The organism is Paraburkholderia sediminicola, from assembly GCF_046027825.1.
In the GTDB taxonomy this organism is placed as follows: domain Bacteria; phylum Pseudomonadota; class Gammaproteobacteria; order Burkholderiales; family Burkholderiaceae; genus Paraburkholderia; species Paraburkholderia sediminicola_D.
Genome location: NZ_JAQQDU010000124.1, coordinates 1 through 21,906, shown reverse-complemented (window position 1 = coordinate 21,906; position 21,906 = coordinate 1). Strand labels below are relative to the sequence as shown.

Annotated in this window: 24 protein-coding genes, 1 pseudogene and 1 riboswitch; of the genes and pseudogenes, 12 read left to right on the top strand and 13 right to left on the bottom strand. The window is 61.7% G+C overall.

What is annotated here, in order from left to right; translation table 11 throughout:
- Positions 1-142: 142 nt before the first annotated feature.
- From ybgF to ydfG, 8 genes are all read right to left on the bottom strand, one after another.
- Positions 143-892, bottom strand: a complete 750-nt coding sequence (gene ybgF, locus PQQ96_RS37730) for a tol-pal system protein YbgF (protein ID WP_408301876.1) — start codon at positions 890-892, stop codon at positions 143-145.
- A 19-nt stretch (positions 893-911) separates the two neighbouring features.
- Positions 912-1,421, bottom strand: coding sequence for a peptidoglycan-associated lipoprotein Pal (gene pal / locus PQQ96_RS37725; protein ID WP_408301873.1), 510 nt, complete (start codon positions 1,419-1,421; stop codon positions 912-914).
- 33 nt (positions 1,422-1,454) lie between these two features.
- A complete protein-coding gene (tolB, locus tag PQQ96_RS37720; RefSeq protein ID WP_408301871.1) occupies positions 1,455-2,747 on the bottom strand; it encodes a Tol-Pal system beta propeller repeat protein TolB in 1,293 nt (430 codons plus the stop codon).
- Positions 2,748-2,886: 139 nt separating this feature from the next.
- Positions 2,887-3,912, bottom strand: coding sequence for a cell envelope integrity protein TolA (gene tolA, locus PQQ96_RS37715; protein WP_408301869.1), 1,026 nt, complete (start codon positions 3,910-3,912; stop codon positions 2,887-2,889).
- Positions 3,909-4,352, bottom strand: coding sequence for a protein TolR (gene tolR / locus PQQ96_RS37710; protein WP_074285342.1), 444 nt, complete (start codon positions 4,350-4,352; stop codon positions 3,909-3,911). Before tolR ends, tolA begins: the two co-directional genes overlap by 4 nt.
- Positions 4,353-4,362: 10 nt before the next feature.
- The gene (tolQ, locus tag PQQ96_RS37705; RefSeq protein WP_074285341.1) at positions 4,363-5,040 is read right to left on the bottom strand and encodes a protein TolQ; all 678 of its coding nucleotides are present in this window, start codon (positions 5,038-5,040) and stop codon (positions 4,363-4,365) included.
- A 155-nt stretch (positions 5,041-5,195) separates the two neighbouring features.
- Complete coding sequence (gene ybgC, locus PQQ96_RS37700; RefSeq protein WP_408301875.1) at positions 5,196-5,675, bottom strand: tol-pal system-associated acyl-CoA thioesterase; 480 nt, start codon at positions 5,673-5,675, stop codon at positions 5,196-5,198.
- A 70-nt stretch (positions 5,676-5,745) separates the two neighbouring features.
- Entirely contained in the window at positions 5,746-6,492 is a 747-nt protein-coding gene (gene ydfG / locus PQQ96_RS37695; protein WP_408301866.1) for a bifunctional NADP-dependent 3-hydroxy acid dehydrogenase/3-hydroxypropionate dehydrogenase YdfG, read from the bottom strand.
- A gap of 238 nt (positions 6,493-6,730) precedes the next feature.
- Positions 6,731-6,839: riboswitch (ZMP/ZTP riboswitch) on the top strand.
- 166 nt (positions 6,840-7,005) lie between these two features.
- Between ydfG and glyA the strand changes: the two genes are divergently transcribed.
- From glyA to PQQ96_RS37660, 7 genes and pseudogenes are all read left to right on the top strand, one after another.
- Positions 7,006-8,253, top strand: a complete 1,248-nt coding sequence (gene glyA, locus PQQ96_RS37690; RefSeq protein WP_408301864.1) for a serine hydroxymethyltransferase — start codon at positions 7,006-7,008, stop codon at positions 8,251-8,253.
- Positions 8,254-8,259: 6 nt separating this feature from the next.
- Positions 8,260-8,742 carry a transcriptional regulator NrdR gene (gene nrdR / locus PQQ96_RS37685; protein WP_027799387.1) on the top strand — a complete coding sequence of 161 codons (483 nt, stop codon included), beginning with the start codon at positions 8,260-8,262 and terminating at the stop codon, positions 8,740-8,742.
- Positions 8,743-8,941: 199 nt separating this feature from the next.
- Positions 8,942-9,508 carry a GspH/FimT family pseudopilin gene (locus PQQ96_RS37680; protein WP_408301862.1) on the top strand — a complete coding sequence of 189 codons (567 nt, stop codon included), beginning with the start codon at positions 8,942-8,944 and terminating at the stop codon, positions 9,506-9,508.
- Entirely contained in the window at positions 9,505-9,963 is a 459-nt protein-coding gene (locus PQQ96_RS37675) for a type IV pilus modification PilV family protein (RefSeq protein ID WP_408301861.1), read from the top strand. Before PQQ96_RS37680 ends, PQQ96_RS37675 begins: the two co-directional genes overlap by 4 nt.
- Positions 9,960-10,768 (top strand): annotated as a pseudogene (locus tag PQQ96_RS37670) (PilW family protein). Before PQQ96_RS37675 ends, PQQ96_RS37670 begins: the two are co-directional and overlap by 4 nt.
- A 100-nt stretch (positions 10,769-10,868) precedes the next feature.
- The gene (locus tag PQQ96_RS37665; protein WP_408301859.1) at positions 10,869-11,342 is read left to right on the top strand and encodes a pilus assembly PilX family protein; all 474 of its coding nucleotides are present in this window, start codon (positions 10,869-10,871) and stop codon (positions 11,340-11,342) included.
- A 10-nt stretch (positions 11,343-11,352) separates the two neighbouring features.
- A complete protein-coding gene (locus PQQ96_RS37660; protein WP_408301857.1) occupies positions 11,353-11,784 on the top strand; it encodes a type IV pilin protein in 432 nt (143 codons plus the stop codon).
- Positions 11,785-11,861: 77 nt separating this feature from the next.
- Here the strand turns inward: PQQ96_RS37660 and PQQ96_RS37655 are convergent, their stop codons facing one another.
- The 3 genes from PQQ96_RS37655 to PQQ96_RS37645 all read right to left on the bottom strand — a co-directional run bounded on the left by PQQ96_RS37655 (position 11,862) and on the right by PQQ96_RS37645 (position 13,294).
- Positions 11,862-12,341 carry a DUF3318 domain-containing protein gene (locus PQQ96_RS37655; protein WP_408301855.1) on the bottom strand — a complete coding sequence of 160 codons (480 nt, stop codon included), beginning with the start codon at positions 12,339-12,341 and terminating at the stop codon, positions 11,862-11,864.
- Positions 12,342-12,466: 125 nt separating this feature from the next.
- Positions 12,467-12,853 carry a phage holin family protein gene (locus PQQ96_RS37650; protein WP_408301853.1) on the bottom strand — a complete coding sequence of 129 codons (387 nt, stop codon included), beginning with the start codon at positions 12,851-12,853 and terminating at the stop codon, positions 12,467-12,469.
- A 138-nt stretch (positions 12,854-12,991) separates the two neighbouring features.
- A complete protein-coding gene (locus PQQ96_RS37645) occupies positions 12,992-13,294 on the bottom strand; it encodes an ElaB/YgaM/YqjD family protein (protein ID WP_074285332.1) in 303 nt (100 codons plus the stop codon).
- Between the two features lie 384 nt (positions 13,295-13,678).
- Here PQQ96_RS37645 and PQQ96_RS37640 point away from each other — a divergent pair, with 384 nt between their 5' ends.
- Positions 13,679-14,317: a peroxiredoxin gene (locus PQQ96_RS37640; RefSeq protein ID WP_408301851.1), complete on the top strand. Its 639-nt coding sequence runs from the start codon at positions 13,679-13,681 to the stop codon at positions 14,315-14,317.
- Between the two features lie 155 nt (positions 14,318-14,472).
- On the opposite strand, the gene PQQ96_RS37635 is transcribed toward PQQ96_RS37640, so the two are convergent.
- Positions 14,473-15,663 (bottom strand): acyl-CoA dehydrogenase, encoded by a 1,191-nt coding sequence (locus tag PQQ96_RS37635; protein WP_408301848.1) that lies wholly within the window; start codon positions 15,661-15,663, stop codon positions 14,473-14,475.
- 104 nt (positions 15,664-15,767) lie between these two features.
- Here PQQ96_RS37635 and PQQ96_RS37630 point away from each other — a divergent pair, with 104 nt between their 5' ends.
- Positions 15,768-16,553, top strand: coding sequence for an IclR family transcriptional regulator (locus PQQ96_RS37630; RefSeq protein ID WP_408301847.1), 786 nt, complete (start codon positions 15,768-15,770; stop codon positions 16,551-16,553).
- A 33-nt stretch (positions 16,554-16,586) separates the two neighbouring features.
- Here the strand turns inward: PQQ96_RS37630 and PQQ96_RS37625 are convergent, their stop codons facing one another.
- Positions 16,587-17,420 (bottom strand): diguanylate phosphodiesterase, encoded by an 834-nt coding sequence (locus PQQ96_RS37625; RefSeq protein WP_408301845.1) that lies wholly within the window; start codon positions 17,418-17,420, stop codon positions 16,587-16,589.
- 349 nt (positions 17,421-17,769) lie between these two features.
- On the opposite strand from PQQ96_RS37625, the gene PQQ96_RS37620 reads away from it, so the two are divergent.
- Genes PQQ96_RS37620 through fahA form a run of 3 tightly spaced genes read left to right on the top strand, consistent with a single transcriptional unit; the run spans position 17,770 to position 21,823 of the window.
- Positions 17,770-19,134 (top strand): MFS transporter, encoded by a 1,365-nt coding sequence (locus tag PQQ96_RS37620; protein WP_408301843.1) that lies wholly within the window; start codon positions 17,770-17,772, stop codon positions 19,132-19,134.
- Positions 19,135-19,181: 47 nt separating this feature from the next.
- On the top strand, positions 19,182-20,528 hold the full coding sequence (gene hmgA, locus PQQ96_RS37615; RefSeq protein WP_408301841.1) for a homogentisate 1,2-dioxygenase: 1,347 nt from the start codon (positions 19,182-19,184) through the stop codon (positions 20,526-20,528).
- On the top strand, positions 20,525-21,823 hold the full coding sequence (gene fahA / locus PQQ96_RS37610) for a fumarylacetoacetase (protein WP_408301840.1): 1,299 nt from the start codon (positions 20,525-20,527) through the stop codon (positions 21,821-21,823). The genes hmgA and fahA overlap by 4 nt, the downstream gene beginning before the upstream one ends.
- Positions 21,824-21,906 lie beyond the last annotated feature (83 nt).

Sequence of the window (21,906 nt, the reverse complement as noted above, 5' to 3'; positions counted from 1 at the left end):
GTTGGTCGAGCTATCCGTACTTCAGATAGTGAAAAGCCCGGGGTATCACTACCCCGGGCTTTCCAGCGAGAGGCGCGCGTGGCCATTGATTTGGAGACTGCGCAGCCACTGCGCGTTACGTCAACAGCTAAACTTTCTACGACTACTTGATCTGCGACAGCTTGCTCTGAGCCGACTGCGCGACGTCCGAGCCGCTGTACTGCGCGACGATCTGCTCCAGCGTCTTCTTGGCCGCAGCCTTCTGACCTTGCTCGAGCTGATTATTCGCAATTGCGAGCAGCGCTTCCGGTGCGCGCGGATGCTGCGGGTAGTTCTTCACCACACCTTGCCAGGTCGCCGTCGAGCCCTTGTAATCCCGCAGCGCATACAGCGCGTTGCCTAGCCAGTACTGCGCGGTCGGCTGGTAAGGGCTGTTCGGATACTTGGAGATGAAGCTGCGGAACGCCGTTGCCGCATTCTTGAAGTCGCCGTTGCGGAACAACTGTGAAGCCGCGTTGAACGAATCGGTTTCACCCGGCTGCACCTCGCCCTGGACGCCGTCCACCGTCTGTTGCTGCGGCTCGAATTTCTTCAGCCGTGTGTCCAGATCGGTGTAGTAGTCCTTCTGCTGTTTTTGCAGCGTGGAGAGTTGGTTGCCCATATCCTCGTTCTGCCCACGCAACGTCGCAACCTGCTGATTCAGCTGATCGAGGCGGTTGGACTGATCGAGGATCGTGCGCTGTGCGGCCGACAGTTGGCTCGACAGGCTATCGGTCTTCGAACGCAGATCGAGAATGGCCTGGCGGGCCTGATCGTCGTCGAAGATGCCCGCATGCGCGGGCACAGCCGCGAAGGCCGTGCCCGCGACGCAGGCCGCTGCGGCAAACCGCAGCCAGGAGAAACGATGCGTCATTCGGCTCATCACCTGTTACTTACTGTTGGTACACGAGGTCGGCGCGGCGGTTTTGTGCCCACGACGATTCGTCATGACCGGTCGCTTGCGGCTTTTCCTTGCCGAGGCTCACGGCTTCCATTTGCGAGTCCGCCACGCCCATCAGCGCCAGCGAACGGCGCACAGCTTCAGCACGCTTCTGGCCGAGTGCCAGGTTGTACTCGCTGGTGCCGCGTTCGTCGGTGTTGCCCTGGATCAGGACGTGACGTTCCGGATGGCTCTTCAGGTATTGCGCGTGTTGTTGCAGAAGCGATTGGTAGTCGTCCTTGACCGAGTAGCTGTCAAAGTCGAAGTAGATGCTGCGCTTGGCGAGCGGGCTGTTCGGGTCGTTCAGCGGATCGACGTTGACCTGAGTGACATCAGTCGGATTCGGTTGCGTCGAAACTGCACCACCCTTGTTAGCGTTTTCGTCGAGCTTGACGCCCGAGTGACATGCAGCCAGCGCACCGACCATCAATACGGCAAATGCGAAACGAAGTTTTGACATCATTTTGTTACTCTCCTTGTGTTATTGCATCAACAGTTACTGCATAAACGGGCCCCAGGACGGCTCGCGTACGCTGCCACCCTGAACGGACAGGACCTGCCGAGTGCGACCATCGGTCGATACTGCGGCCAACACGCCACGGCCGTTCACCTGTGTGGCGTAAAGAATGTACTGACCGTTCGCCGCGAAGCTCGGCGATTCGTCATGTGTGGTGTCCGTCAGGCCCGTGGCCGTATTGCCTTGCAGGTCCTGGATATACAGCTTGAAGCCGCCGCCGACACGCGAGATATAGGCGAGCTGCTTGCCGTCCGGGCTGATGCGCGGGCTGGTGTTGTAGTTGCCCGTGAAGGTCACGCGCTGCGCGGCGCCGGCGTTTTCGCCTTGTGCTGACATCTTGTAGATCTGCGGTTGACCGCCGCGGTCGCTGGTGAAATAGATCGACTGGCCGTCAGGAGAGAAGCACGGTTCAGTGTCGATCGAGGTGCCTTGCGTCAGGCGACGCAGGCCGCTGCCGTCGGCATTGACGGCGAAAATCTGCGTGTTGCCGGTGCGCGAAAGCGCGACGGCCAGTGTGCGGCCATCCGGCGACCACGCCGGCGCACTGTTGTTACCCTTCTGGTCCGATACGATCACGCGGCGGCCCGTAGGCAGGTCGTGGATATAGACGATCGGCTTCTTCTTTTCGAACGAAACGTAGGCCACCTTGGTGCCGTCAGGCGACCATGCCGGCGAGATGATCGGCTCGGGGCTTGACAGCGCGATGTGCGCGTCCTGGCCGTCCGAATCGGAAATCTGCAACTGATAACGGCCGCCGGTCTTGATGACGTACGAGAGGCGCGTGGCGAACACGCCGCGGCCGCCCATCAGCTTCGCGTAGATGTAGTCCGCGACTTTGTGCGCACTCATGCGTAACCCGCTTTCCGGGCTCACCAGCACGAGGCCACCCAGGCTTTCGCCCTTGACGGTGTCGTACAGTTTAAAACGCACTTCATACTGGCCATTCGGCAAGCGATTCACGCTGCCCGACACGAACGCGTTAGCGCCCTTGGCCTTCCAGCTACCGAGGTCGACGGAGTCTGTTTCGGAGACCGGCGTGCTGCCCGCGTCGATATTTGTGAATTTCCCGCTGCGTTGCAGGTCCTGACGCACGATCGTGCTGACCTGCTGCGGCGAGTTCGCTTCATTGGCGAAATTCGCCGTTGCGATCGGAAACTGCGTGGACCCGACGCCCGTCACGAGGACGTTGAGTTGCGCGTGGGCGGCGCCGCCAACGGCGATCAGGCACGACGCTACAAGTGTCCGCAGGCCTAGCTTGGTCATCAAACTCATGCTGAATGGTTTCCCCAAAAACGGTTTTACTAACACTTCATGACAGCAGAGAGACCCGAAAACAACTAATTCGTTCCCGGGCGCGCCGCGCTGGGCGGGGCACGGCGTCTGCTGTCAACTGACTGTCAAACTGCTGCAATCACCCTGCCGGGCGCAACGTAATCTTGAAGCTGGTCGGCGTCTTCCCGTCGATATCTTGAGGCATCGGATTCGAACGCTGGACAGCCCGCAGTGCCGCATCGTCCCACGCCGGGTTGCCGCTGCTGCGCGAGATCTGCGCGTCCAGAAGCGTGCCCGTCGGCGAGCAGCGCACGGAGATGACAGTCTCCAGGCCTTCCGTTTCGCCGCCCCACGAGATGTTCGGGCGCACCACGCGACGCACCTTGTCGGCGTAACCCGGCGAAGTCGACGTACCGCCCGAGCCGCTACCCGTGCCGCTCTTCGCAAGCCCATTGCCGGTCGAGCCTTCGCCTCCCGCCGAACCTTGCATCTGGGCAAGCCGCGCACGACGTTCCGCATCCAGCTTCTTTGCCTGCGCCGCCGCATCGGCCTGGGCCTTGGCTTTCGCCGCTTTCTGCGCATCGGCCTTCTTCTGCGCGTCAGCTTCGGCCTGTTTCTGCTGTTCCTGCTGCTGTTGTTCTTTCAACTGCTGCTGCTTTTGCTGCTCGGCCAATTGCTGCTGCTTCAGCTTATCGGCCTGCTGCTGTTGCTGTTGTTGCAACTGCTTCTGCTTGGCCGCCGCTGCTTTTTGTGCGGCGAGCTGCGCAGCCTGATCGGCCGCCAGTTGTTGCTGGCGCTTCGCTTCGGCTTCCTGCTGGGCTTGCAGCTTCTGCTGACGCTGCTGCTCAGCCAGTTGCGCCTGGCGGGCCGCTTCCTGTTGCTGGCGTTTCTTTTCCTGCAGCGCGATATCGGCCTGTTCGTCCGGCAACGGCGGGGCAGGGGCTACCGGTACGGGCGGCGGCGGAGGCTGGCGCGGGATGGCCGTATCGGGCACCTCGGTCCATAGTTCGGCTTCCGAGCCGGCCGGCGTGCTGTTCTGCCACTGAATGCCGTGGTACAGGAAGAATCCGAGCAGCGCATGCATCACCAGCGCGAACGCAAAGGCTCGCCCGGTGCCGCGTTCACGCGGTGGCTGGAGCGGGTATTCGGAATTCTTGCGGATCATTGCGATTTGACGAGCAGTCCAACGCGCTTGACGCCCTGAGCTTTCAGCTCGGACATCACATTCATCACGACTTCGTACCGCACGGTCTTGTCGGCCGCGATCACGACCGGCTGGTCGGGATGTGATTGCGCGCGGTCGGCAATGAAGCCGTGCAGGTCGGCCTTCGTCATGTCTTCCTGTTGCTGCGCGCCCGCGTCGTCCTTGTATTTGACGCTCATATTGCCGTCGGCGCGAATATTGACGATCACCGGCGGAGTCTGCTGCTGCGGCGCGGCGCCGCCGACGGTCGGCAGATTAACGATCGACGGGGCGACGAGCGGCGCGGTCACCATGAAGATCACGAGTAGCACGAGCATCACGTCGATGTACGGCACGACGTTGATGTCGGCCATCGCGCGGCGCTGACGGGAGCCGCGCATGCTGGAGGAAGAGCCTGCCATCGTGGACTCCTTACTGTGCCTGACGCTGCAAAATGTTCGAGAATTCTTCGATGAAGGTCTCGAAGCGGATCGCCAGACGGTCGATATCGTGCGCGTAGCGGTTATAGGCGACCACAGCCGGAATCGCGGCGAACAGGCCGATTGCGGTGGCGGTCAGTGCTTCGGCAATACCCGGCGCGACGTTCGCAAGCGTAGCCTGCTGCACGTTGGCGAGGCCGCGGAACGCATTCATGATCCCCCAAACCGTGCCGAACAGACCGATATACGGGCTGACCGAGCCGACCGACGCGAGAAACGCCAGATTGGCCTCGAGCACGTCCATTTCACGCTGGAATGCGGCGCGCATGGCACGGCGTGCGCCGTCGAGAATCGCGCCTGAATCGTTCAGGCGCTTTTCCTTGCCCTTCAGGAATTCGCGCATGCCGGACTCGAAAATCCGTTCCAGTGCGCCGATCGTGTGGCGATTGTTCGCGGCGCTCTGATAGAGCGCCTGCAGGTCGCCGCCCGACCAGAAATCGCGTTCGAAGCGTTCAGTTTGCGCGCGCGCCCGGCGGATCGCAAACCACTTGCGGAAGATGAAAGTCCACGACAACAGCGACAGCAGAAGCAGCAGCGCCATGACGGCCTGCGCCAGCAGGCTCGCATTGAGTACGAGGGAAATGATCGAAAGATCTTGTGTAGTGTTCATAAAGGTTCGTTTTAACGTCCCGGAAGGGGGCGTCCGGCTGCAAGGTCACTCGAAGCTTGCCGTGAGCAAAACGGAAGCATCGGCGATATTGCAAGCCGAACCATGCTTTGTGTTGCTAGATCGATATGAGTTCACTGGCCCCGTAACAACGGGGTTCAGTCGTTGTCCGTTGACAGACCGCGGTCGATCACGCTCGGCCCGCGCCGTAAAGCAGCGAGAACCGGTGGTGGAATCGCGGCCGGCCGCAGTGCAATGCGGTCCACGCAGCCGACCCGGATGGAACCGGTGGCAAGCAGCGTACCGTCCCGCCACGCTTCCTGCGCAAAATCGACGGATGCGCGGCCAAGACGCTCGATTCGGCTGACGACTTTGACGACGTCGTCGAGCCGGGCCGGCGCCCGATAGTCGACTGCGGTGCTGCGCACGATGAAGATTGCGTCTGCTTCGTCGGCCAGCCGGTTCTGGTCGACGCCGCACGCGCGCAGCCATTCGGTGCGCGCCCGCTCAAAAAACTTCAGGTAATTCGCGTAAAACACGATGCCGCCGGCGTCGGTATCTTCGTAGTACACGCGGATTGGCCACGTGAAGCCGATTTCCGTGCCGGGCTGGCGGGTCGACATATTCATGCGGCGCATTTTACCGGAACGCACCCCCCGAGGTCTGTTTCAAGATGTGCGCCCCGCCCGGCGGGCCTCAGCCGCAATTTCAGCCGCGATGAACCGACAAAGCGGAGAACGATTGGGCCACCGGCATCAGCTCGATCGTGTTGATGTTGACGTGGGCAGGCCGTGTGGCGATCCAGTAGATCGAGTCGGCGATATCTTCGGGGGTCAGAGGTTGTACGTTCTCGTACATTTTGGCCGCTTTTTCGTCGTTGCCGCGGAGACGCACGTTCGAGAACTCGGTGCCGCCGCACAGGCCCGGCTCGACGTTGGTTACGCGCAATGCCGTACCGGCCAGATCGGCGCGCAGATTCAGGCTGAACTGGTGCACGAACGCCTTGGTGGCGCCATAGACGTTGCCGCCCGCATACGGCCAGCTGCCGGCTGCCGAACCCAGGTTGAAAATGTGGCCGCGGTTGCGCTCCACCATGCCGGGCAGGAGGGCGTGCGTGATCTGCACGAGGCCCGTGCAGTTGGTCTCGATCATGGTGTTCCATTCGTCGAGATTCGCCTTTTGCGCCGGCTCGACGCCGAGCGCGAGCCCGGCGTTATTGATGAGCACGTCGAGCGCGGCGAAATCGGCGGGTAGCGAGGCCGGCACGGCTTCGACGGCGGCGCGGTCGCGCACGTCGAGCTCATACGGCAGAAGGGCGTCGCCGAGTTCGTCGGCGAGTGCCTGCAGGCGGTCCTTACGGCGCGCGGTGGCGACGACACGATGGCCGCCCTTGACGAAAGCGCGAGCGATAGCGGCGCCGAATCCCGCGGACGCTCCGGTGACGAACACGATCATTGCAGTTCCCTGGTTGGTAAACGAGAAAGGTCCCAAGCCTACTTCCAATGCGGCGCTGCGGCAAGGATGAACCAGCCGTACAAGCGGTTGTGGCAGGGAGGCGGAGCGGGTTCCGGGCGAGCTTTTGTCAGACTTTTGCAAGTCGGCCGTGGCGGCGCCATAACCGGCTTCGTGAGCGCCCGCCGGGCCGGCAGGAAGCCGGTTGCCTATTCGATGCTCTTCCAATAAACTAACGCGCTCATCCCTGCGTGACTGGCGATAGAACCGGTTCAAGCAATCGGGTTCAAGGTGGAACAACCCACCGTGAAGCGCAGGGTGCCGTTTTGCCGTTCGCCTGGGCAGCCGTGATCCGCGCGCATTGATCTGCGCTGGCGGTGGCTGTCCTGCCTCGCGTGTGCGGCGACTCTCTATCCGCCACGTCAGGGCTGGCCCAGCCGCCAGCAGCGCTGCGTACCCTCTACGCAAGATTCGGCGCACGATCCGGTCAACCTGAACACACTCAACGGAATCCGTATGTTTGACAGAGCCCAAAGCACCATCGCCAACGTCGATCCTGAACTCTGGAAGGTCATCGAGCAGGAAAACCGCCGTCAGGAAGAGCACATCGAGCTGATCGCGTCGGAAAACTACACGAGCCCGGCCGTGATGGCTGCGCAGGGCTCGCAACTCACCAACAAGTACGCCGAAGGGTATCCGGGCAAGCGCTACTACGGCGGTTGCGAATATGTCGACATCGCCGAGCAACTGGCGATCGACCGCGTCAAACAACTGTTCGGCGCTGAAGCCGCCAACGTGCAGCCGAACTCCGGCTCGCAGGCGAACCAGGGCGTATTCTTCGCCATGCTCAAGCCGGGCGACACGATCATGGGCATGAGCCTCGCGCACGGCGGTCACTTGACGCACGGTTCGCCGGTCAACATGTCGGGCAAGTGGTTCAATGTGGTGAGCTACGGTCTGAACGAAGCCGAAGACATCGACTACGACGCTGCCGAGAAGCTCGCTCAGGAACATAAGCCGAAGCTGATCGTGGCCGGCGCCTCCGCATTCGCGCTGCGTATCGATTTCGAACGCCTGTCGAAGATCGCCAAGTCGGTTGGCGCGTACTTCATGGTCGACATGGCGCACTATGCCGGCCTGATCGCCGCGGGTGTCTACCCGAATCCGGTGCCGCACGCCGATTTCGTCACCACCACGACGCACAAGAGCCTGCGCGGCCCGCGCGGCGGCGTGATCCTGATGAAAGCCGAGTTCGAAAAGCAGATCAATTCGGCAATTTTCCCGGGCATTCAGGGTGGTCCGCTGATGCACGTGATCGCCGGCAAGGCCGTCGCGTTCAAGGAAGCCCTGTCGCCGGAGTTCAAGACGTATCAGCAGCAAGTCGTCGAGAACGCGCGCGTGCTGGCCGAAACGCTGGTCAAGCGTGGTCTGCGCATCGTCTCGGGCCGCACCGAAAGCCATGTGATGCTGGTTGATCTGCGCGCGAAGAAGATCACCGGCAAGGCCGCGGAAGCTGCGCTCGGCGCCGCACACATCACGGTCAACAAGAACGCGATTCCGAACGACCCGGAAAAGCCGTTTGTCACGAGCGGCGTGCGTCTCGGCTCGCCGGCCATGACTACGCGCGGCTTCGGCGTCAAGGAAGCGGAGCAGGTGGGTAACCTGATCGCCGACGTGCTGGACAACCCGGAAGACGCAGCCACGATCGAACGTGTGCGTGCACAAGTCGCCGAGCTGACCCAGCGCTTCCCGGTTTACCGCTAAGCCGCCATGCACTGTCCCTTCTGCCGTCACGCCGATACGCAAGTTGTGGATTCCCGCGTGTCGGAAGACGGCGCGACGATTCGCCGGCGCCGCCGTTGCCCGGCCTGTGACAAACGTTTCACGACGTATGAACGGGTCGAGCTGGCGTTGCCGTCGGTCGTCAAGAAGGATGGCAGCCGCACGGAATTCGATCGCCGCAAGATCGTCGCAAGCATGCAACTGGCGCTGCGTAAGCGCCCGGTCGCAGCGGACGCGATCGACGCGGCAGTCGCCCGCATTGAGTATCAACTGCTCGGCAGCGGCGAGCGCGAGGTGCGCAGCGAGCGCCTCGGCGAACTCGTGATGAACGAGTTGCGTGCCCTCGATACCATTGCCTATGTTCGTTTCGCCTCTGTCTACCGGCGCTTCGAAGACGTTTCCGAATTCGAGGACGTGATCGAAGAATTTCGCCGCGCCTCTTCTCCTCCCAAGCCGTCCCGCAAGCGCTGATCGCTGTCGCGCCTGAGATTGCGCGCCAGTTTTTATTGTCCGCTGCGTAGGTTCGCGCATCTGCATCTCCGCTCCCGTTATGGTTCGTCACGCGTGCATTTTTGCGCGGGATAGCGTCTGAATGCCACCTGGCCATTCGGCCGATTGTTGACCCGTTTGCGAATCGCTAGATTGGCTGCATTCTTTGAAACGATCAGGGATGCAGATGAAATGGGATGCAGTCCGTTTGAAGCCAAACCGCGGCTTCACGCTTGTCGAAACACTGGCCGTTGTCACGCTTCTCGCGGTGATTGTGGTGATGGCTACACCATCGTTCGTTGCGTGGCACCTGCGGGACCAGGTCGACGCACGCGCGAAAACGCTTGTTTCAACGCTCGCGTATGCGCGCAGCGAAGCGTTGCGCCGTGGGGCTCGCGTCACGGTGTGCCGGATCGACGCGGCGCGCCATTGTCTTGCCGCGGGGCAAGCATGCGGCAATGGCGTCACCGACTGGTCGTGCGGCTGGGCCGTACTGGCCGAGCGCGGTGGCACGCTCTCGCTACTGCGTGCGCATCCTTTGCTCGCAGCCGTCAGCATTTCGGGGACGCAGACAAATCTCACGTTTACGCCGCCGGCAGGGCAGCTGATTGGCACTTTTCGCAGCTTTGATATTGCGCCGCGCGCGCCGTCGAAAGCAACGCAGGGCGACAAGTGGCGGCGCTGCATTCGCATCGCAGCGGGTGGGCGCCCGCGGATTGTCGAGGGTGCGTGTGGAGCCGCATCATGAATCTATACCCGTTGAACCTATGGGTGCGCAGCTATCCAGCAAGGCGCACAACAAGACATAGAGGCAGCTCGCTGATTGAAGTGATGCTGGCTGTTGCCCTGATGGCAGTGACGGCGCTCGGGTTGATCGCCGGTCAATTGTGGACTGCGCGCGAAGCCCGTGCGATGGCAATGCGCGAGCACGCAGCATGGATAGCCGATTCCGTCGTCGAAGCGATGCACGAACCTTCAACAGGGGATTCCGCGATCAGACAATGGCGTACGCGTGCAACGGCACTGTTGCCGCACGGCGACGCGTCGGTAGAGGAAAGCAGCGGGGTGTCCGTCGCGCGTGTCACGTGGGCGGCACTGCGTGATATGCCGCGCGCCGACGATGTCATCGACAAGCCCGCGTCGTGCGGTGGCGCGGATGTGCCCGCGGGCTCTTCATGCGTTGCGCTGGCGTTCGCGAAATGACGCAGCGTAGGGTTATCGCGCGTGGCCATACGCTGGTCGAGTTTGTGATCGCCATTACGCTGGGGCTGGTGGTGACCGCCGGCGCTGTCTCGCTCTATACAACTCAGCGTAGCGTGTTCGAGCGCGCGGGCGATGCGATGCGGATCCGCGAAGCCGGCCTGACCGCGCTGACGTTGATAGGCCAGCAACTTCAAATGGCCGGCTTCGTGCCCGCGGACGTCGCGAGGTTCAATAGTCCGCCGCCGTTATTCGGTTGTTCGGGCGGCCGCCCGACCGGTGCGGATGACAGCGTGGCCTGCGAGGCGTTGCCGAGCCGCTCGGATGGCGTAGTGGTCCGTTATGTCGGGGACAACGTTTCGACCTGGCCGTCAGCGAGCGGCCAGTCGACCGACTGCCTCGGTCAGGTTGTAACGAGCACCAGTGCGGCACTCGGGGGGCGGGCGTGTTGGTGGTCAACCGATACTTTGCCAGGGTCAGTGGTTCGACGGGCGAGCCGGAACTTTACTGCGAAGGCAATGGCAAGGCAGGGTCCGCGCAACCGCTGGTCGAAGGCGTCGAACGCGTGCGACTGAAGTACTGGCTAGCCGGCGGGCCGATTGCAATAGATGCGGCGGCGGTCACGGCCGGTCAATGGACAAAGATCGTCGCCGTCGATCTCTGCGTGCTCGTCCGCGGCGCTCCGCAAGGGCGGCGTGTGCGCTATGTCGATTGCGACGGCGTGAGCGCGCTTGGTGCCGACATGCGGGCGCGGCAGGCTTTCTGGCGGCGCGTGGCGATACGCAATCACACGGAGGATTCTCTGTGACAGGAGGAGTTTGCAATGCAACGCACCGCGCGGGGTCGAAACATGTGGCACGTCTGATCCGTACCCGCCGTGATCACGCGTTCGCAATCGCGGTACCGTTTTGCCGATCGTCCTGCTGATTTCCGCGATGATGTTGACCACCTCGGTGGCCTGGTTCGAAACATCGCTTGCGGCGGCGCGCAGCGCCAACAACGTGCGCGACTATTTGCAGGCGTTTCATGCTGCGGATTCGGCGCTGAACCTATGTGCCCGGAGCGTGGTTGCTGCGGCGGGCTTCGAGCCGCAGCCAGTGGCGTTTCCCACATCCGGTGAGCCCACGCAATGGAAGCACGAAGCCGCGTTCGAGGCAGGCGCAGTCGCGCCTGTCGCGCAATGGCCCGGATCGCTGCACGCGCCGCAATGTTTGATCGAAGCGTGGCGTCTGAGCACGCGCGCCGATGCCCGAGCCTATTTACTGACTTCGCGTGGTTTTGGCCGGACCAACGAGTCGCAGGTCTGGTTGCAGATGGAACTCGTGATCACAGATGAGCAGATCGAGCGCCATTGGCGTCGCGTCGCCGCACGCCCATTTTGACGGGAGGATCATGACAAGGCCGCAACCATCCGCGTTCACGCTGTTGGAACTGATGATCGCGCTGGCGATAGCTGCCACGCTGGTCGTGTTTGCCGTGCCCTCGTATCGGAGTCATGTCGTGCGAACACATAGGGTCGATGCGGCATCCGCCCTTTATCGGGCAGTGCAGTTCGTCGAGGGAGCGGCAAGTGATGGCGGCGCGACGTTGCCCCCGGGCCTGGATCAGGCGCCGCAATTCGGCACGCCAATCTATCGGTTGCAGGTGCTGCCGGCGGACGACGCAAACGGTGGCTATTCGGTAGAAGCAGCACCGACCGAAATCGGCCCTATGCGCGACGATGCCTGTGGCATCTTCACCCTGGATGCCACAGGTCTGCGAGGCAATAGAAGCGGTGCGAACAGTACAGCACCGGCAAGCGGCGAGTGCTGGAATACGAGCTAAGGCGGGGTACCGGGCAACGAGCCGACCAAGGAATCGAAACTCAATGGAAGGCCAAAAAACCGTTCTTGCGCGGCGCTTCAGTACCCGCTATCGACGGCACTTTCCTTGTCGCGGTTGGACGCGGCGGAATCCTTCTTTATCTGCTGCCAGATTCGATACGCTTCCCAGCCGACAAGCGCAAGGCTGCCCCATTTGAGCACGGGCTTGGCACCCGCTGCAATGGTCGAGCGCAACGGCTTGGCCAGTAGCAGCGAAGCGATCGAACTGATGAACGGATACTGTTTGAGGAGTGCGCCGATGCTGCTCGCGTTGAGAAAGCTCGTCTTCGATCCGCTGCCCGTGCGCAGACCACCGAAGCCCGGCACAATGAATTTGAGCCAGCTGAAGTGCGTGACGGCCTGTCGCAACTGGATGGTTGCCTGAGCGAGTTCCATGCGTTCGACATCCGCGCGCACCATGAGCAGTTCCTTGCGTAGCGCTCGCAGGTGCGGCGCACTCAGATCTCGGGCCTGGGGGCGTCGGTTGCGAAAGGCGGTATCGGAATGGCTTTGGCTCATGGCGTGTCGGCGGCAGTGGAAGTGGGGCGGTAAAACTGTGCTGCAAATCGCTCGAGGTGTTGACGAAGTATCTGCGAAGGCGCGGGGCGTTGAGGCACGCCCATGAGCCCGTTACGTCTGCCGCATCACGGTTTGCGGAACAGGTCGCGGTCTTTTTCGAACTCGGCAAGGGTGGCTTCGAACACCATTGGGGCATTGCGCAAACCGCTGCGCGCTTTCAGCGCACAGGCGATCCCTGCAATGGCATAAACCACCGTGATGCAGGCGAGCGCTTGCCATCGATAGGTGTCCCAGAACGCGATGGCAATAAGCGCCGTCAATGCGATCAGGGCCATTGTTGCGAGCATCATGGCCGCGAGGCCGAGGAACAGCACGCCGATCAGACGGTCTTTTTCTTCGGCGAGTTCGATGCCGACCAGCTCGAGCCGCGTTTGCATCATGGCAAACACGGATCCGATGATACGGCGCAACGGACTATGTTCGCCGTGCTGCGATTGTGTTTCGATCGTCATGGCTTTGGGCGTTGCGCGTGAAGGCCTAACCGGCGCGCGAAAACGCGCGCGCCAAAAGAAGCGGACCGGCCAGACGTGCGCCGGTCAACTCGATTCGCGGGTGTGCCGGACGCGGTTTGCCCGGCAGCGTCACCCGTGTTACTTGCGGTTGATCAACAGCCCAAGCAGTACACCGACGCCCGCGGCGATGCCGATGGATGCCCACGGATGCTCATGCACGTAATCGTCGGTGGCGCGTGCGGCCTTCTTGCCTTTCTCGACCACCACGACCTGCACGTCAGCCGCCTTTTCCTTAGCCTGCTTCAGGCGCGAAAGCGCCGTTTCACGCAGTTCCGAAGCGCGCTCGCCGGTGGCGCTCGCGGCCTGTTTCAGCAAATCTTCAGCGTCCGCGAGGACGGTTTTGATATCCGACATCAATCTCTCCTTGTTGACTTCCGACATTGACAGCTCCCTTCGTCTCACGCTACGCGTGAATCGTAACCAAAGATACGGCCGCTGGCGAGCGCAGCGCTCGATTCATGAAAACGAACGCACGAACCGTTCCTGGTTGAAGCAAAGTCTTAAAAACTCCACCTTTGCAGCACCATGCAGCAAAGCTTGTCTAAGATGGAGTTGATCTGTCCCGCAAAGTTTCCACTAAATTGGTGAAAATTACAAAAACGCATAAGGTAGTGACGCGATGTTGGTTCGTTGTGTACTGTCACTCCCGTATGCTGTAGTTTTGCCAGGGCGCCTAGCTAGGGGCGCTTAGCCAGGCGCGCTACAGCGGGGCGTCGCGCGCGAATGCTTACCCGGAATGTCCGAACACAATCAAGGAGCTGCTTAATGAGTCTACGTCTTGGCGATATCGCACCGGATTTTGAACAGGAGTCGAGTGTCGGCCGCATCAAGTTCCACGAATGGCTGGGCGATAGTTGGGGCGTGCTGTTCTCGCACCCCGCCGACTTTACGCCGGTCTGCACGACCGAGCTGGGTCTGACGGCGAAGCTGGCCGGCGATTTCGAGAAGCGCAATGTCAAGACGATCGCTTTGTCGGTCGACAGTGCTGAATCGCACAAGGAGTGGATCAAGGACATCAACGAGACGCAAGCCGCCAATGTCGGCTTCCCGATTCTCGCTGACGGGGACCGCAAGGTCTCTGAGCTGTATGACATGATTCACCCGAACGCCAATGAAACGTTCACGGTCCGGTCGCTGTTCGTGATCGATCCGAAGAAGAAGGTGCGTTTGACCATTACATACCCGGCCAGCACGGGGCGCAACTTCGATGAAGTGCTGCGCGTGATCGACTCGCTGCAACTCACCGACAATCACTCGGTCGCCACGCCCGGCAACTGGAAGCAGGGTGATGACGTGGTGATTGTGCCGTCGTTGAAGGACGAAGAAGTCATCCGCCAGAAATTCCCGAAGGGCTACAAGGCGCTGCGTCCGTACTTGCGTCTGACGCCGCAACCGAACAAGTAAGCGGCTGATGAGTCGCGAAGCGCGCCGTTAGCGTCAAGGCGGTGCCGCAATGGAAAAAGGCCGGTTCAAAAGATGAACCGGCCTTTTCCTTTTCTACGCTTCGATTTTCTATTCAGCGGTCAGGATCACACTCCGTCATCACCGCCATTGGCGCATCAGAAAAACGCCTGAATTCCCGTCTGTGCTCGCCCGAGAATCAGCGCGTGAATGTCGTGCGTACCTTCATACGTGTTCACGACTTCCAGATTGACCAGATGCCGCGCGATGCCGAACTCGTCCGAGATACCGTTGCCGCCGAGCATGTCGCGCGCGAGCCGTGCGATGTCCAGCGCCTTACCGCACGAATTGCGCTTCATGATCGAGGTGATCTCGACGGCGGCCGTGCCTTCGTCCTTCATCCGGCCGAGGCGCAGCACGCCTTGCAGGCCGAGCGTGATTTCGGTTTGCATGTCGGCGAGCTTCTTCTGGATCAACTGGTTCGCGGCGAGCGGCCGGCCGAACTGCTTGCGATCCAGCACGTATTGACGCGCCGTGTGCCAGCACGCTTCAGCCGCGCCGAGCGCACCCCAGGCAATACCATAGCGTGCCGAGTTCAGGCAGGTGAACGGACCGCGCAAGCCGCTGACTTCGGGGAAGCGGTTTTCTTCGGGCACGAACACTTCGTCGAGAACAATCTCGCCGGTGATCGACGCACGCAGACCCACCTTGCTATGGATGGTCGGCGTCGACAGCCCCTTCCAGCCTTTCTCGAGAATAAAGCCGCGGATCGAATCCTTGCCGTCCTCTTCGAGCTTTGCCCATACGACGAACACGTCAGCAATCGGCGAATTGGTGATCCACATCTTGGCGCCCGATAGCGAATAGCCGCCGTCGACCTTCTTCGCCCGCGTGATCATGCTGCCCGGATCGGAGCCGTGGTTCGGTTCGGTCAGCCCGAAGCAGCCGATCCATTCGCCGGTGGCGAGCTTCGGCAGGTACTTCTGCTTTTGCGCTTCCGAGCCGAATTCGTTGATCGGCACCATGACGAGCGACGACTGCACCGACATCATTGACCGGTAGCCGGAATCGACGCGCTCCACTTCACGCGCGATCAGGCCATACGCCACGTAGTTCAGACCGGGGCCGCCGTATTGCTCGGGAATCGTCGGGCCGAGCAGGCCGAGTTCGCCCATCTCGCGGAAGATTTCGATGTCGGTCTTCTCGTGACGGAAGGCCTCGAGCACGCGCGGCTGCAGCTTGTCCTGCGAGTAAGCGGCGGCGGCGTCGCGCACCATGCGTTCGTCTTCCGTGAGCTGCTGATCCAGCAACAGCGGGTCTTCCCAGTGAAACTGCGCGGCCTCTGCCATGACGTATCTCCTGATTCCTTGCTTGAATAAACCGTATCTGAGCTTGACTTGAGTTCCGCTATGCGGAACAATGTTTTGCAAACCACGCCCGAGTGTATCACCCCATGACGCCCACATCCACTCTCTCCGACCCGCTCGACGAGCGCAAATTCGTCGTCGCCCTTGCACGTGGGCTGGACTTGCTGCGCGCGTTCAAGCCGGGCGAAACGATGCTCGGCAATCGCGATTTCGTCGAACGCACGGGTTTGCCGAAGGCAACGGTCAACCGTTTGGCCTACACGCTGACCGTGCTCGGCTATCTGCGGCTCGACGAAACCCTGGGTAAATATGCGCTCGACGCCGGCGTGCTGTCGCTCGGTTTCGCGTTGCTCTCGGGTACCGACACGCTTGAACTTGCGCGCCCGCATATGCGTACCTTCGCACGCGAAGTGGGCGCCGCGGTGTCGCTCGGATGCCGCGACGGCCTGGACATGATTTATCTGGAGACAATCCGCAGCGAAACCGCGCTGACGCTCGGACTCGCCTCCGGTTCGAAACTGTCGATGCTGACCAGTTCAATGGGGCGCGCGTATCTGGCGGTACAGCCGTTGGATGTGCGTGCTGCCTTGCTGGTGGAGCTTAAGAAGGCCGCGGGCAAAGAGGGCGCTGCGTTGCTGGCGGACGCCGAGAAGGAAATCGAAGCGTTCGCGCAGGAACGCTGCTGCTATTCGTTCCGCGCGTGGCATGACGACGTCAATGCGGTGGCGGTACCGTTTCGCGAGCCGCGCGAAGGCCGCTGGCTGGTGCTGAGTTGCAGCGGGCCGGCGTCGTCGATGGGAGAGGAGGTGTTTCGGGAGACTGTGGCGCCGCGCCTGAAGGCGCTGGCGCGTCGCCTGGGTGATACCGCTTAAGCGGGCGGGTTAAGCGCCCGGCAGCTACCCCAATCACACCGCCCGATCATGATAGTGCGCCGTGAACAGCGGCCCTTGCACGAAGCGCACGTCGTACTGCTGCAGCGCGACGAATTGCGGTTCATCCACCACCCGATTGAAGATCAGCGGAATCCGCAGCCGGCTCGCATAGCCGACTAGCGGCTTCACCATGGCATCGCGCAAAGCGATCGCCGCATCCATCTTGATGAAGTCGAGCCGCGCCGTTTCCGACACCGACAGAATCTGCCCAGCGTTCGACAGATTGCCCGCCACCTTGAAACCGTAGCGCTGATAGCTCGTGGTCAGATAGCCGAGGAAGGTCTTGTGCGCGACCGCGGCCGCCGGCAACTCGATCACCACCCGCGACGGGTTCAGTCCGAACGACACCAATATGGTCGAGAAATGCCGTCCATGGTCGTACTTGACGCTCTTGAGCAGCCGCTCGTGCACGCGCAGAAACAGCAGCCCGTGGCGCTGCGCACCGAAGAAATTGATTGCATGCAGCGCGCGTGACATGCGGTCGAGCGCGACCAGTTTCTGATCGTCCGCGATTCGCTCGAAGGGATCGAAGATATCAAAGGGTGCGCTGTCGAGACGATGCGTGACCGCCTGAAACCCAAGCTCGTCGCCAAAACGGTCCACGCCCTCAGCACCCGACGACAACGACTGCGCCAACGCATGCACGCTGATATCGAAGATCGGCTCATAACTACTGGCGAGTTCGATGCCGTCGAACTGCGCTAGCGCGATCTCGCTATGCACACCGGTTCCCATCGCCAGATGTTCGCCGAGAAATGGGTGATCGGCGGCGCGTGCAATCAGGTTAGGGATGGTCGGAGGAATCATGTAGGCGTGTGGATGGCGATAGGTAAGCGCTAGGCGCTCGGCAACGCGATCTGGTTGCCTCATCCACTGATGGTAGCAGTCCGGACCGCGCGCACTTGAACAAAATGCTCATAACGTTATCGGCCGAACGCTTGTCGCCACGGCCTGCTGGCGCTTTCGCGGCCCACTTTCAGGGTATACGTTAATTTCACTATCCGTAATTAGTTTTACCATACGTAAATTGCAGCGCGGCTGCGATGGCGGTCTTGTATGCGTTGTCGTTTCCTTGGCGGGAAAGGGCGCGTTTCCTGATCGCCGGCCACGCCCGCGCCGGTACAAGACAATCCAGTCAGGATGAGGGGACGACCCAATGAGCGCCAAACCGGCTGCGGCCGCCGCCAATGTGATCGAAGTCGAGCGCGTGCTCGGCGAAACGCATCACCCGGCATTTCAGTTGATGTTGCTCGCGCTATGCGGGCTGTGCCTCGTGATCGACGGCTTCGACGCGCAAGCGATGGGCTACGTCGCGCCGAGCGTGATCGGTGAATGGCATGTCTCGAAGGCGGCGCTCGGGCCTGTGTTCAGCGCCAGTCTGTTCGGCATGTTGCTGGGCGCGTTGGGCTTGTCGGTGCTGGCTGACCGAATCGGCCGGCGTCCGGTGTTGATCGGCACGACGTTTTTCTTCGCGTTGTCGATGCTGGCCACGCCCTTCGTCACGACGATTCCCGCATTGATCACACTGCGCTTCATCACCGGGCTTGGTCTCGGCTGCATCATGCCGAACGCGATGGCGCTGGTCGGCGAGTTCTCCACCCCGGCGCATCGCGTCAAGCGCATGATGCTGGTGTCGTGTGGCTTCACCCTGGGCGCGGCGTTAGGCGGTTTCATCAGCGCCGCGCTGATTCCTGCGTACGGCTGGCGCGCGGTGTTCTGGGTGGGCGGCACGGTGCCCTTGCTGCTTGCGTTTGCGATGCTGGCAGCGTTGCCGGAGTCGCTGCAATTCCTCGTCCTCAAAGGGCGCAGCGATCGCGCGTTGCGCTGGCTCGCGAAGTTCGATCCGACGCTGCCGATCGATGCGAACACGCGTGTCGTCGTGCGTGAAAAGGGCAACGGCGGCGCACCGGTCGCCGAACTGTTCCGTGCGGGCCGCGGCCCTGTCACACTGATTTTGTGGGCGATCAGTTTCATGAACCTGATCGATCTTTATTTCCTGTCGAACTGGCTGCCCACGGTGATGCGCGATGCCGGTTATTCGCCGGGCACGGCAGTGATCGTCGGCACGGTCCTGCAAACCGGTGGCGTGGTCGGCACCTTGTTGCTCGGCTGGTTCATCGAGCGTTTTGGTTTTGTGCGCGTGCTGTTCGTGTGTTTCGCGGGCGCGGCGCTGGCGGTCGGCACTATCGGTACGGTGGCGCATGCGCTGCCGTGGCTGTTGCTTGTCGTGTTCGCGGGCGGCTTCTGCGTGGTTGGCGGACAGCCGGCGGTCAACGCGCTGGCCGGCCATTTTTATCCGACTACGCTGCGCTCCACCGGCATCGGCTGGAGCCTGGGTATCGGGCGCATCGGGTCGGTGATCGGGCCGCTGGTCGGCGGACAACTGATCGCGCTGAACTGGTCGAATGAATCGCTGTTTCATGCGGCCGCTGTGCCGGTGCTGTGCTCCGCGTTGCTGGTGATCGCGCTGGCCGCGGCGACGCGGCAACGCGGCAACCCATCCGAGCCGCAAACGGCGTGAGACAGATGGCGCACGTCGACAGATCAAGTATCAACGGAGAACCTTGTATGGACACCCAAACCCGCACGCCGAATACCGCCAGTTCGCGGCTCGAAATCGAGCCGGGCTATCAGTCGGGCTTCGCGAACGAATTCGCAACGGAGGCCTTGCCGGGCGCGTTGCCCGAAGGCCGCAATTCGCCGCAACGCGCGGCGTATGGCTTGTACGCCGAGCAACTGTCGGGTACCGCATTCACTGCGCCGCGCGGACATAACCGCCGTTCGTGGCTGTACCGGATTCGTCCGGCGGCAGTTCATAAGCCGTTCACCCAACTGCCCTCGGACCGGCTCGTCGCCAACTTCGCCGAGGTGCCCCCGACGCCGCCGAACCAGTTGCGCTGGGATGCGTTGCCGATGCCTACCGAGCCGACCGATTTCGTCGACGGCTGGGTGACGATGGCGGGCAACGGTTCAGCCGAAGCGATGAACGGCTGCGCGATCCACCTGTACGCGGCGAACCGCTCGATGAAGGATCGCTTCTTCTACAGCGCCGACGGTGAATTGCTGATCGTGCCGCAGGAAGGCCGCCTGCATATCGCCACGGAAATGGGTAGGCTCGATGTCGAGCCGTTCGAAATCGCGGTGATCCCGCGTGGCGTGCGCTTCGCGGTGAGCCTGCCGGATGGCACGGCGCGTGGCTATATCTGTGAGAACTTCGGCGCGCTGCTGCGTCTGCCGGATCTCGGCCCGATCGGCTCGAACGGCCTCGCCAACCCGCGCGACTTCCTCACGCCGCATGCCGCTTACGAAGATCGCGAAGGCGACTTCGAACTCGTCGCCAAGATGAACGGCAATCTGTGGCGCGCGGACATCGGCCATTCGCCGCTCGACGTCGTGGCATGGCACGGCAATTACGCGCCGTACAAGTACGACCTGCGCCGTTTCAACACGATCGGTTCGATCAGCTTCGACCATCCGGACCCGTCGATTTTCCTGGTGCTGCAATCGCAAAGCGATACGCCGGGTGTCGACACGATCGACTTCGTGATTTTCCCGCCGCGCTGGCTCGCGGCCGAAGATACGTTCCGACCGCCCTGGTTCCATCGCAACGTCGCGAGCGAATTCATGGGTCTTGTGCACGGCGTGTACGACGCAAAGGCCGAGGGCTTCGTGCCGGGCGGCGCGAGTCTGCACAACTGCATGTCGGGTCATGGGCCGGACGCGGATACCTTCGAAAAAGCTTCGCATAGCGACACGTCGATGCCGAAGAAAGTCGGCGACACGATGGCCTTCATGTTTGAAACGCGCACGCTGATCAAGCCGACCCGTTTCGCGCTCGAAACCGCGCAATTGCAGGCGGATTACTACGAGTGCTGGCAAGGTCTCAAGAAACACTTCAACCCGGAGCAACGATGAACGCTTTGAGCGATCTTCAAGCGACGCTCGATCCGTCGCGCAAGAGCTGGGTCGAGTCGGCGAACGACTCGACCAACGATTTTTCGATCCAGAACCTGCCGTTCGGTATTTTCAGCGATAAGACCAACGGAACGCGCCGCGTGGGCGTAGCGATTGGCGATGAGATCGTCGATCTCGCCGCGCTGCAAACGGCGGGCGTGCTGAAGGTATCGAAGGAAGCTGTTTTTGCGAGCGACACGCTCAACGATTTCATCTCGCTTGGCCGCGATACGTGGCGCAGCGTGCGCATCCAGTTGAGCACTCTGCTGGCACGCGACACCGCGACCTTGCGCGACGACGCTGCCTTGCGTTCGAAAGCACTGGTGCGTCAGGCCGATGCGCAACTGCATCTGCCCGTACGGATTCCGGGCTACACCGATTTCTATTCGTCGAAGGAGCACGCGACGAACGTTGGCTCGATGTTCCGCGATCCGAAGAATGCGCTGTTGCCGAACTGGTCGGAGATGCCGATCGGTTACAACGGACGCGCCTCGTCGGTAGTGGTGAGCGGCACGCCGGTGCGGCGTCCTAACGGCCAGTTGAAACTACCGGATCAGGAGCGTCCCGTGTTCGGCGCATGCCGCAAGCTGGATATCGAACTGGAGACGGGTTTTGTGATCGGCGGCGGCAATGCACTCGGCGAGCCGATTGCCTGTGCCGATGCCGAAGCGCACATCTTTGGCATGGTGCTGCTGAACGACTGGAGCGCGCGGGATATTCAGCAATGGGAATACGTACCGCTTGGTCCGTTCAACGCGAAGACATTCGCGACGACGATCTCGCCCTGGATCGTGACGCTTGACGCGCTCGAACCGTTCCGCGTCGAGCAGCCGACGCAGGAGCCGCAACCGTTGGCCTATTTGCGCCACGACGGCAAGCACGCATTCGACATCTCGCTTGAGGTGACATTGCGGCCGCAATCGGCGAAGCAGGCGACCACGATCTCGCGGACCAACTTCAAGCACATGTACTGGACGATGGCGCAACAGCTCGCACATCACACAGTGTCGGGCTGCAATACGCGGGTTGGCGACCTGATGGGTTCGGGCACGATCAGCGGCCCGACGGCCGACTCGTGCGGCAGCTTGCTCGAGTCCACATGGAACGGCAAGAATCCGCTGGAATTGAAGGAAGGCGGCACGCGCGGGTTTATCGAAGACGGCGACGAACTGACGCTCGCCGGCTGGTGCCAGGGAGACGGGTACCGCGTGGGCTTCGGCACATGTGTCGGGGAAATTTTGCCCGCACAGAAGTAACGGCAGGCAGAAGTAACGACGTCAACGAAGCTTGCCGCCTCGCATGAAAACGGGGAAGCCATAATGGCTTCCCCGTTTTCATA

What these genes read in the sequence shown, in the direction of transcription:
- ybgF (WP_408301876.1), bottom strand. Translation starts at nt 892, where the DNA reads ATGACGCATCGTTTCTCCTGGCTGCGGTTTGCCGCAGCGGCCTGCGTC.
- pal (WP_408301873.1), bottom strand. Translation starts at nt 1,421, where the DNA reads ATGATGTCAAAACTTCGTTTCGCATTTGCCGTATTGATGGTCGGTGCG.
- tolB (WP_408301871.1), bottom strand. Translation starts at nt 2,747, where the DNA reads ATGAGTTTGATGACCAAGCTAGGCCTGCGGACACTTGTAGCGTCGTGC.
- tolA (WP_408301869.1), bottom strand. Translation starts at nt 3,912, where the DNA reads ATGATCCGCAAGAATTCCGAATACCCGCTCCAGCCACCGCGTGAACGC.
- tolR (WP_074285342.1), bottom strand. Translation starts at nt 4,352, where the DNA reads ATGGCAGGCTCTTCCTCCAGCATGCGCGGCTCCCGTCAGCGCCGCGCG.
- tolQ (WP_074285341.1), bottom strand. Translation starts at nt 5,040, where the DNA reads ATGAACACTACACAAGATCTTTCGATCATTTCCCTCGTACTCAATGCG.
- ybgC (WP_408301875.1), bottom strand. Translation starts at nt 5,675, where the DNA reads ATGCGCCGCATGAATATGTCGACCCGCCAGCCCGGCACGGAAATCGGC.
- ydfG (WP_408301866.1), bottom strand. Translation starts at nt 6,492, where the DNA reads ATGATCGTGTTCGTCACCGGAGCGTCCGCGGGATTCGGCGCCGCTATC.
- glyA (WP_408301864.1), top strand. Translation starts at nt 7,006, where the DNA reads ATGTTTGACAGAGCCCAAAGCACCATCGCCAACGTCGATCCTGAACTC.
- nrdR (WP_027799387.1), top strand. Translation starts at nt 8,260, where the DNA reads ATGCACTGTCCCTTCTGCCGTCACGCCGATACGCAAGTTGTGGATTCC.
- PQQ96_RS37680 (WP_408301862.1), top strand. Translation starts at nt 8,942, where the DNA reads ATGCAGATGAAATGGGATGCAGTCCGTTTGAAGCCAAACCGCGGCTTC.
- PQQ96_RS37675 (WP_408301861.1), top strand. Translation starts at nt 9,505, where the DNA reads ATGAATCTATACCCGTTGAACCTATGGGTGCGCAGCTATCCAGCAAGG.
- PQQ96_RS37660 (WP_408301857.1), top strand. Translation starts at nt 11,353, where the DNA reads ATGACAAGGCCGCAACCATCCGCGTTCACGCTGTTGGAACTGATGATC.
- PQQ96_RS37655 (WP_408301855.1), bottom strand. Translation starts at nt 12,341, where the DNA reads ATGAGCCAAAGCCATTCCGATACCGCCTTTCGCAACCGACGCCCCCAG.
- PQQ96_RS37650 (WP_408301853.1), bottom strand. Translation starts at nt 12,853, where the DNA reads ATGACGATCGAAACACAATCGCAGCACGGCGAACATAGTCCGTTGCGC.
- PQQ96_RS37645 (WP_074285332.1), bottom strand. Translation starts at nt 13,294, where the DNA reads ATGTCGGAAGTCAACAAGGAGAGATTGATGTCGGATATCAAAACCGTC.
- PQQ96_RS37640 (WP_408301851.1), top strand. Translation starts at nt 13,679, where the DNA reads ATGAGTCTACGTCTTGGCGATATCGCACCGGATTTTGAACAGGAGTCG.
- PQQ96_RS37635 (WP_408301848.1), bottom strand. Translation starts at nt 15,663, where the DNA reads ATGGCAGAGGCCGCGCAGTTTCACTGGGAAGACCCGCTGTTGCTGGAT.
- PQQ96_RS37630 (WP_408301847.1), top strand. Translation starts at nt 15,768, where the DNA reads ATGACGCCCACATCCACTCTCTCCGACCCGCTCGACGAGCGCAAATTC.
- PQQ96_RS37625 (WP_408301845.1), bottom strand. Translation starts at nt 17,420, where the DNA reads ATGATTCCTCCGACCATCCCTAACCTGATTGCACGCGCCGCCGATCAC.
- PQQ96_RS37620 (WP_408301843.1), top strand. Translation starts at nt 17,770, where the DNA reads ATGAGCGCCAAACCGGCTGCGGCCGCCGCCAATGTGATCGAAGTCGAG.
- hmgA (WP_408301841.1), top strand. Translation starts at nt 19,182, where the DNA reads ATGGACACCCAAACCCGCACGCCGAATACCGCCAGTTCGCGGCTCGAA.
- fahA (WP_408301840.1), top strand. Translation starts at nt 20,525, where the DNA reads ATGAACGCTTTGAGCGATCTTCAAGCGACGCTCGATCCGTCGCGCAAG.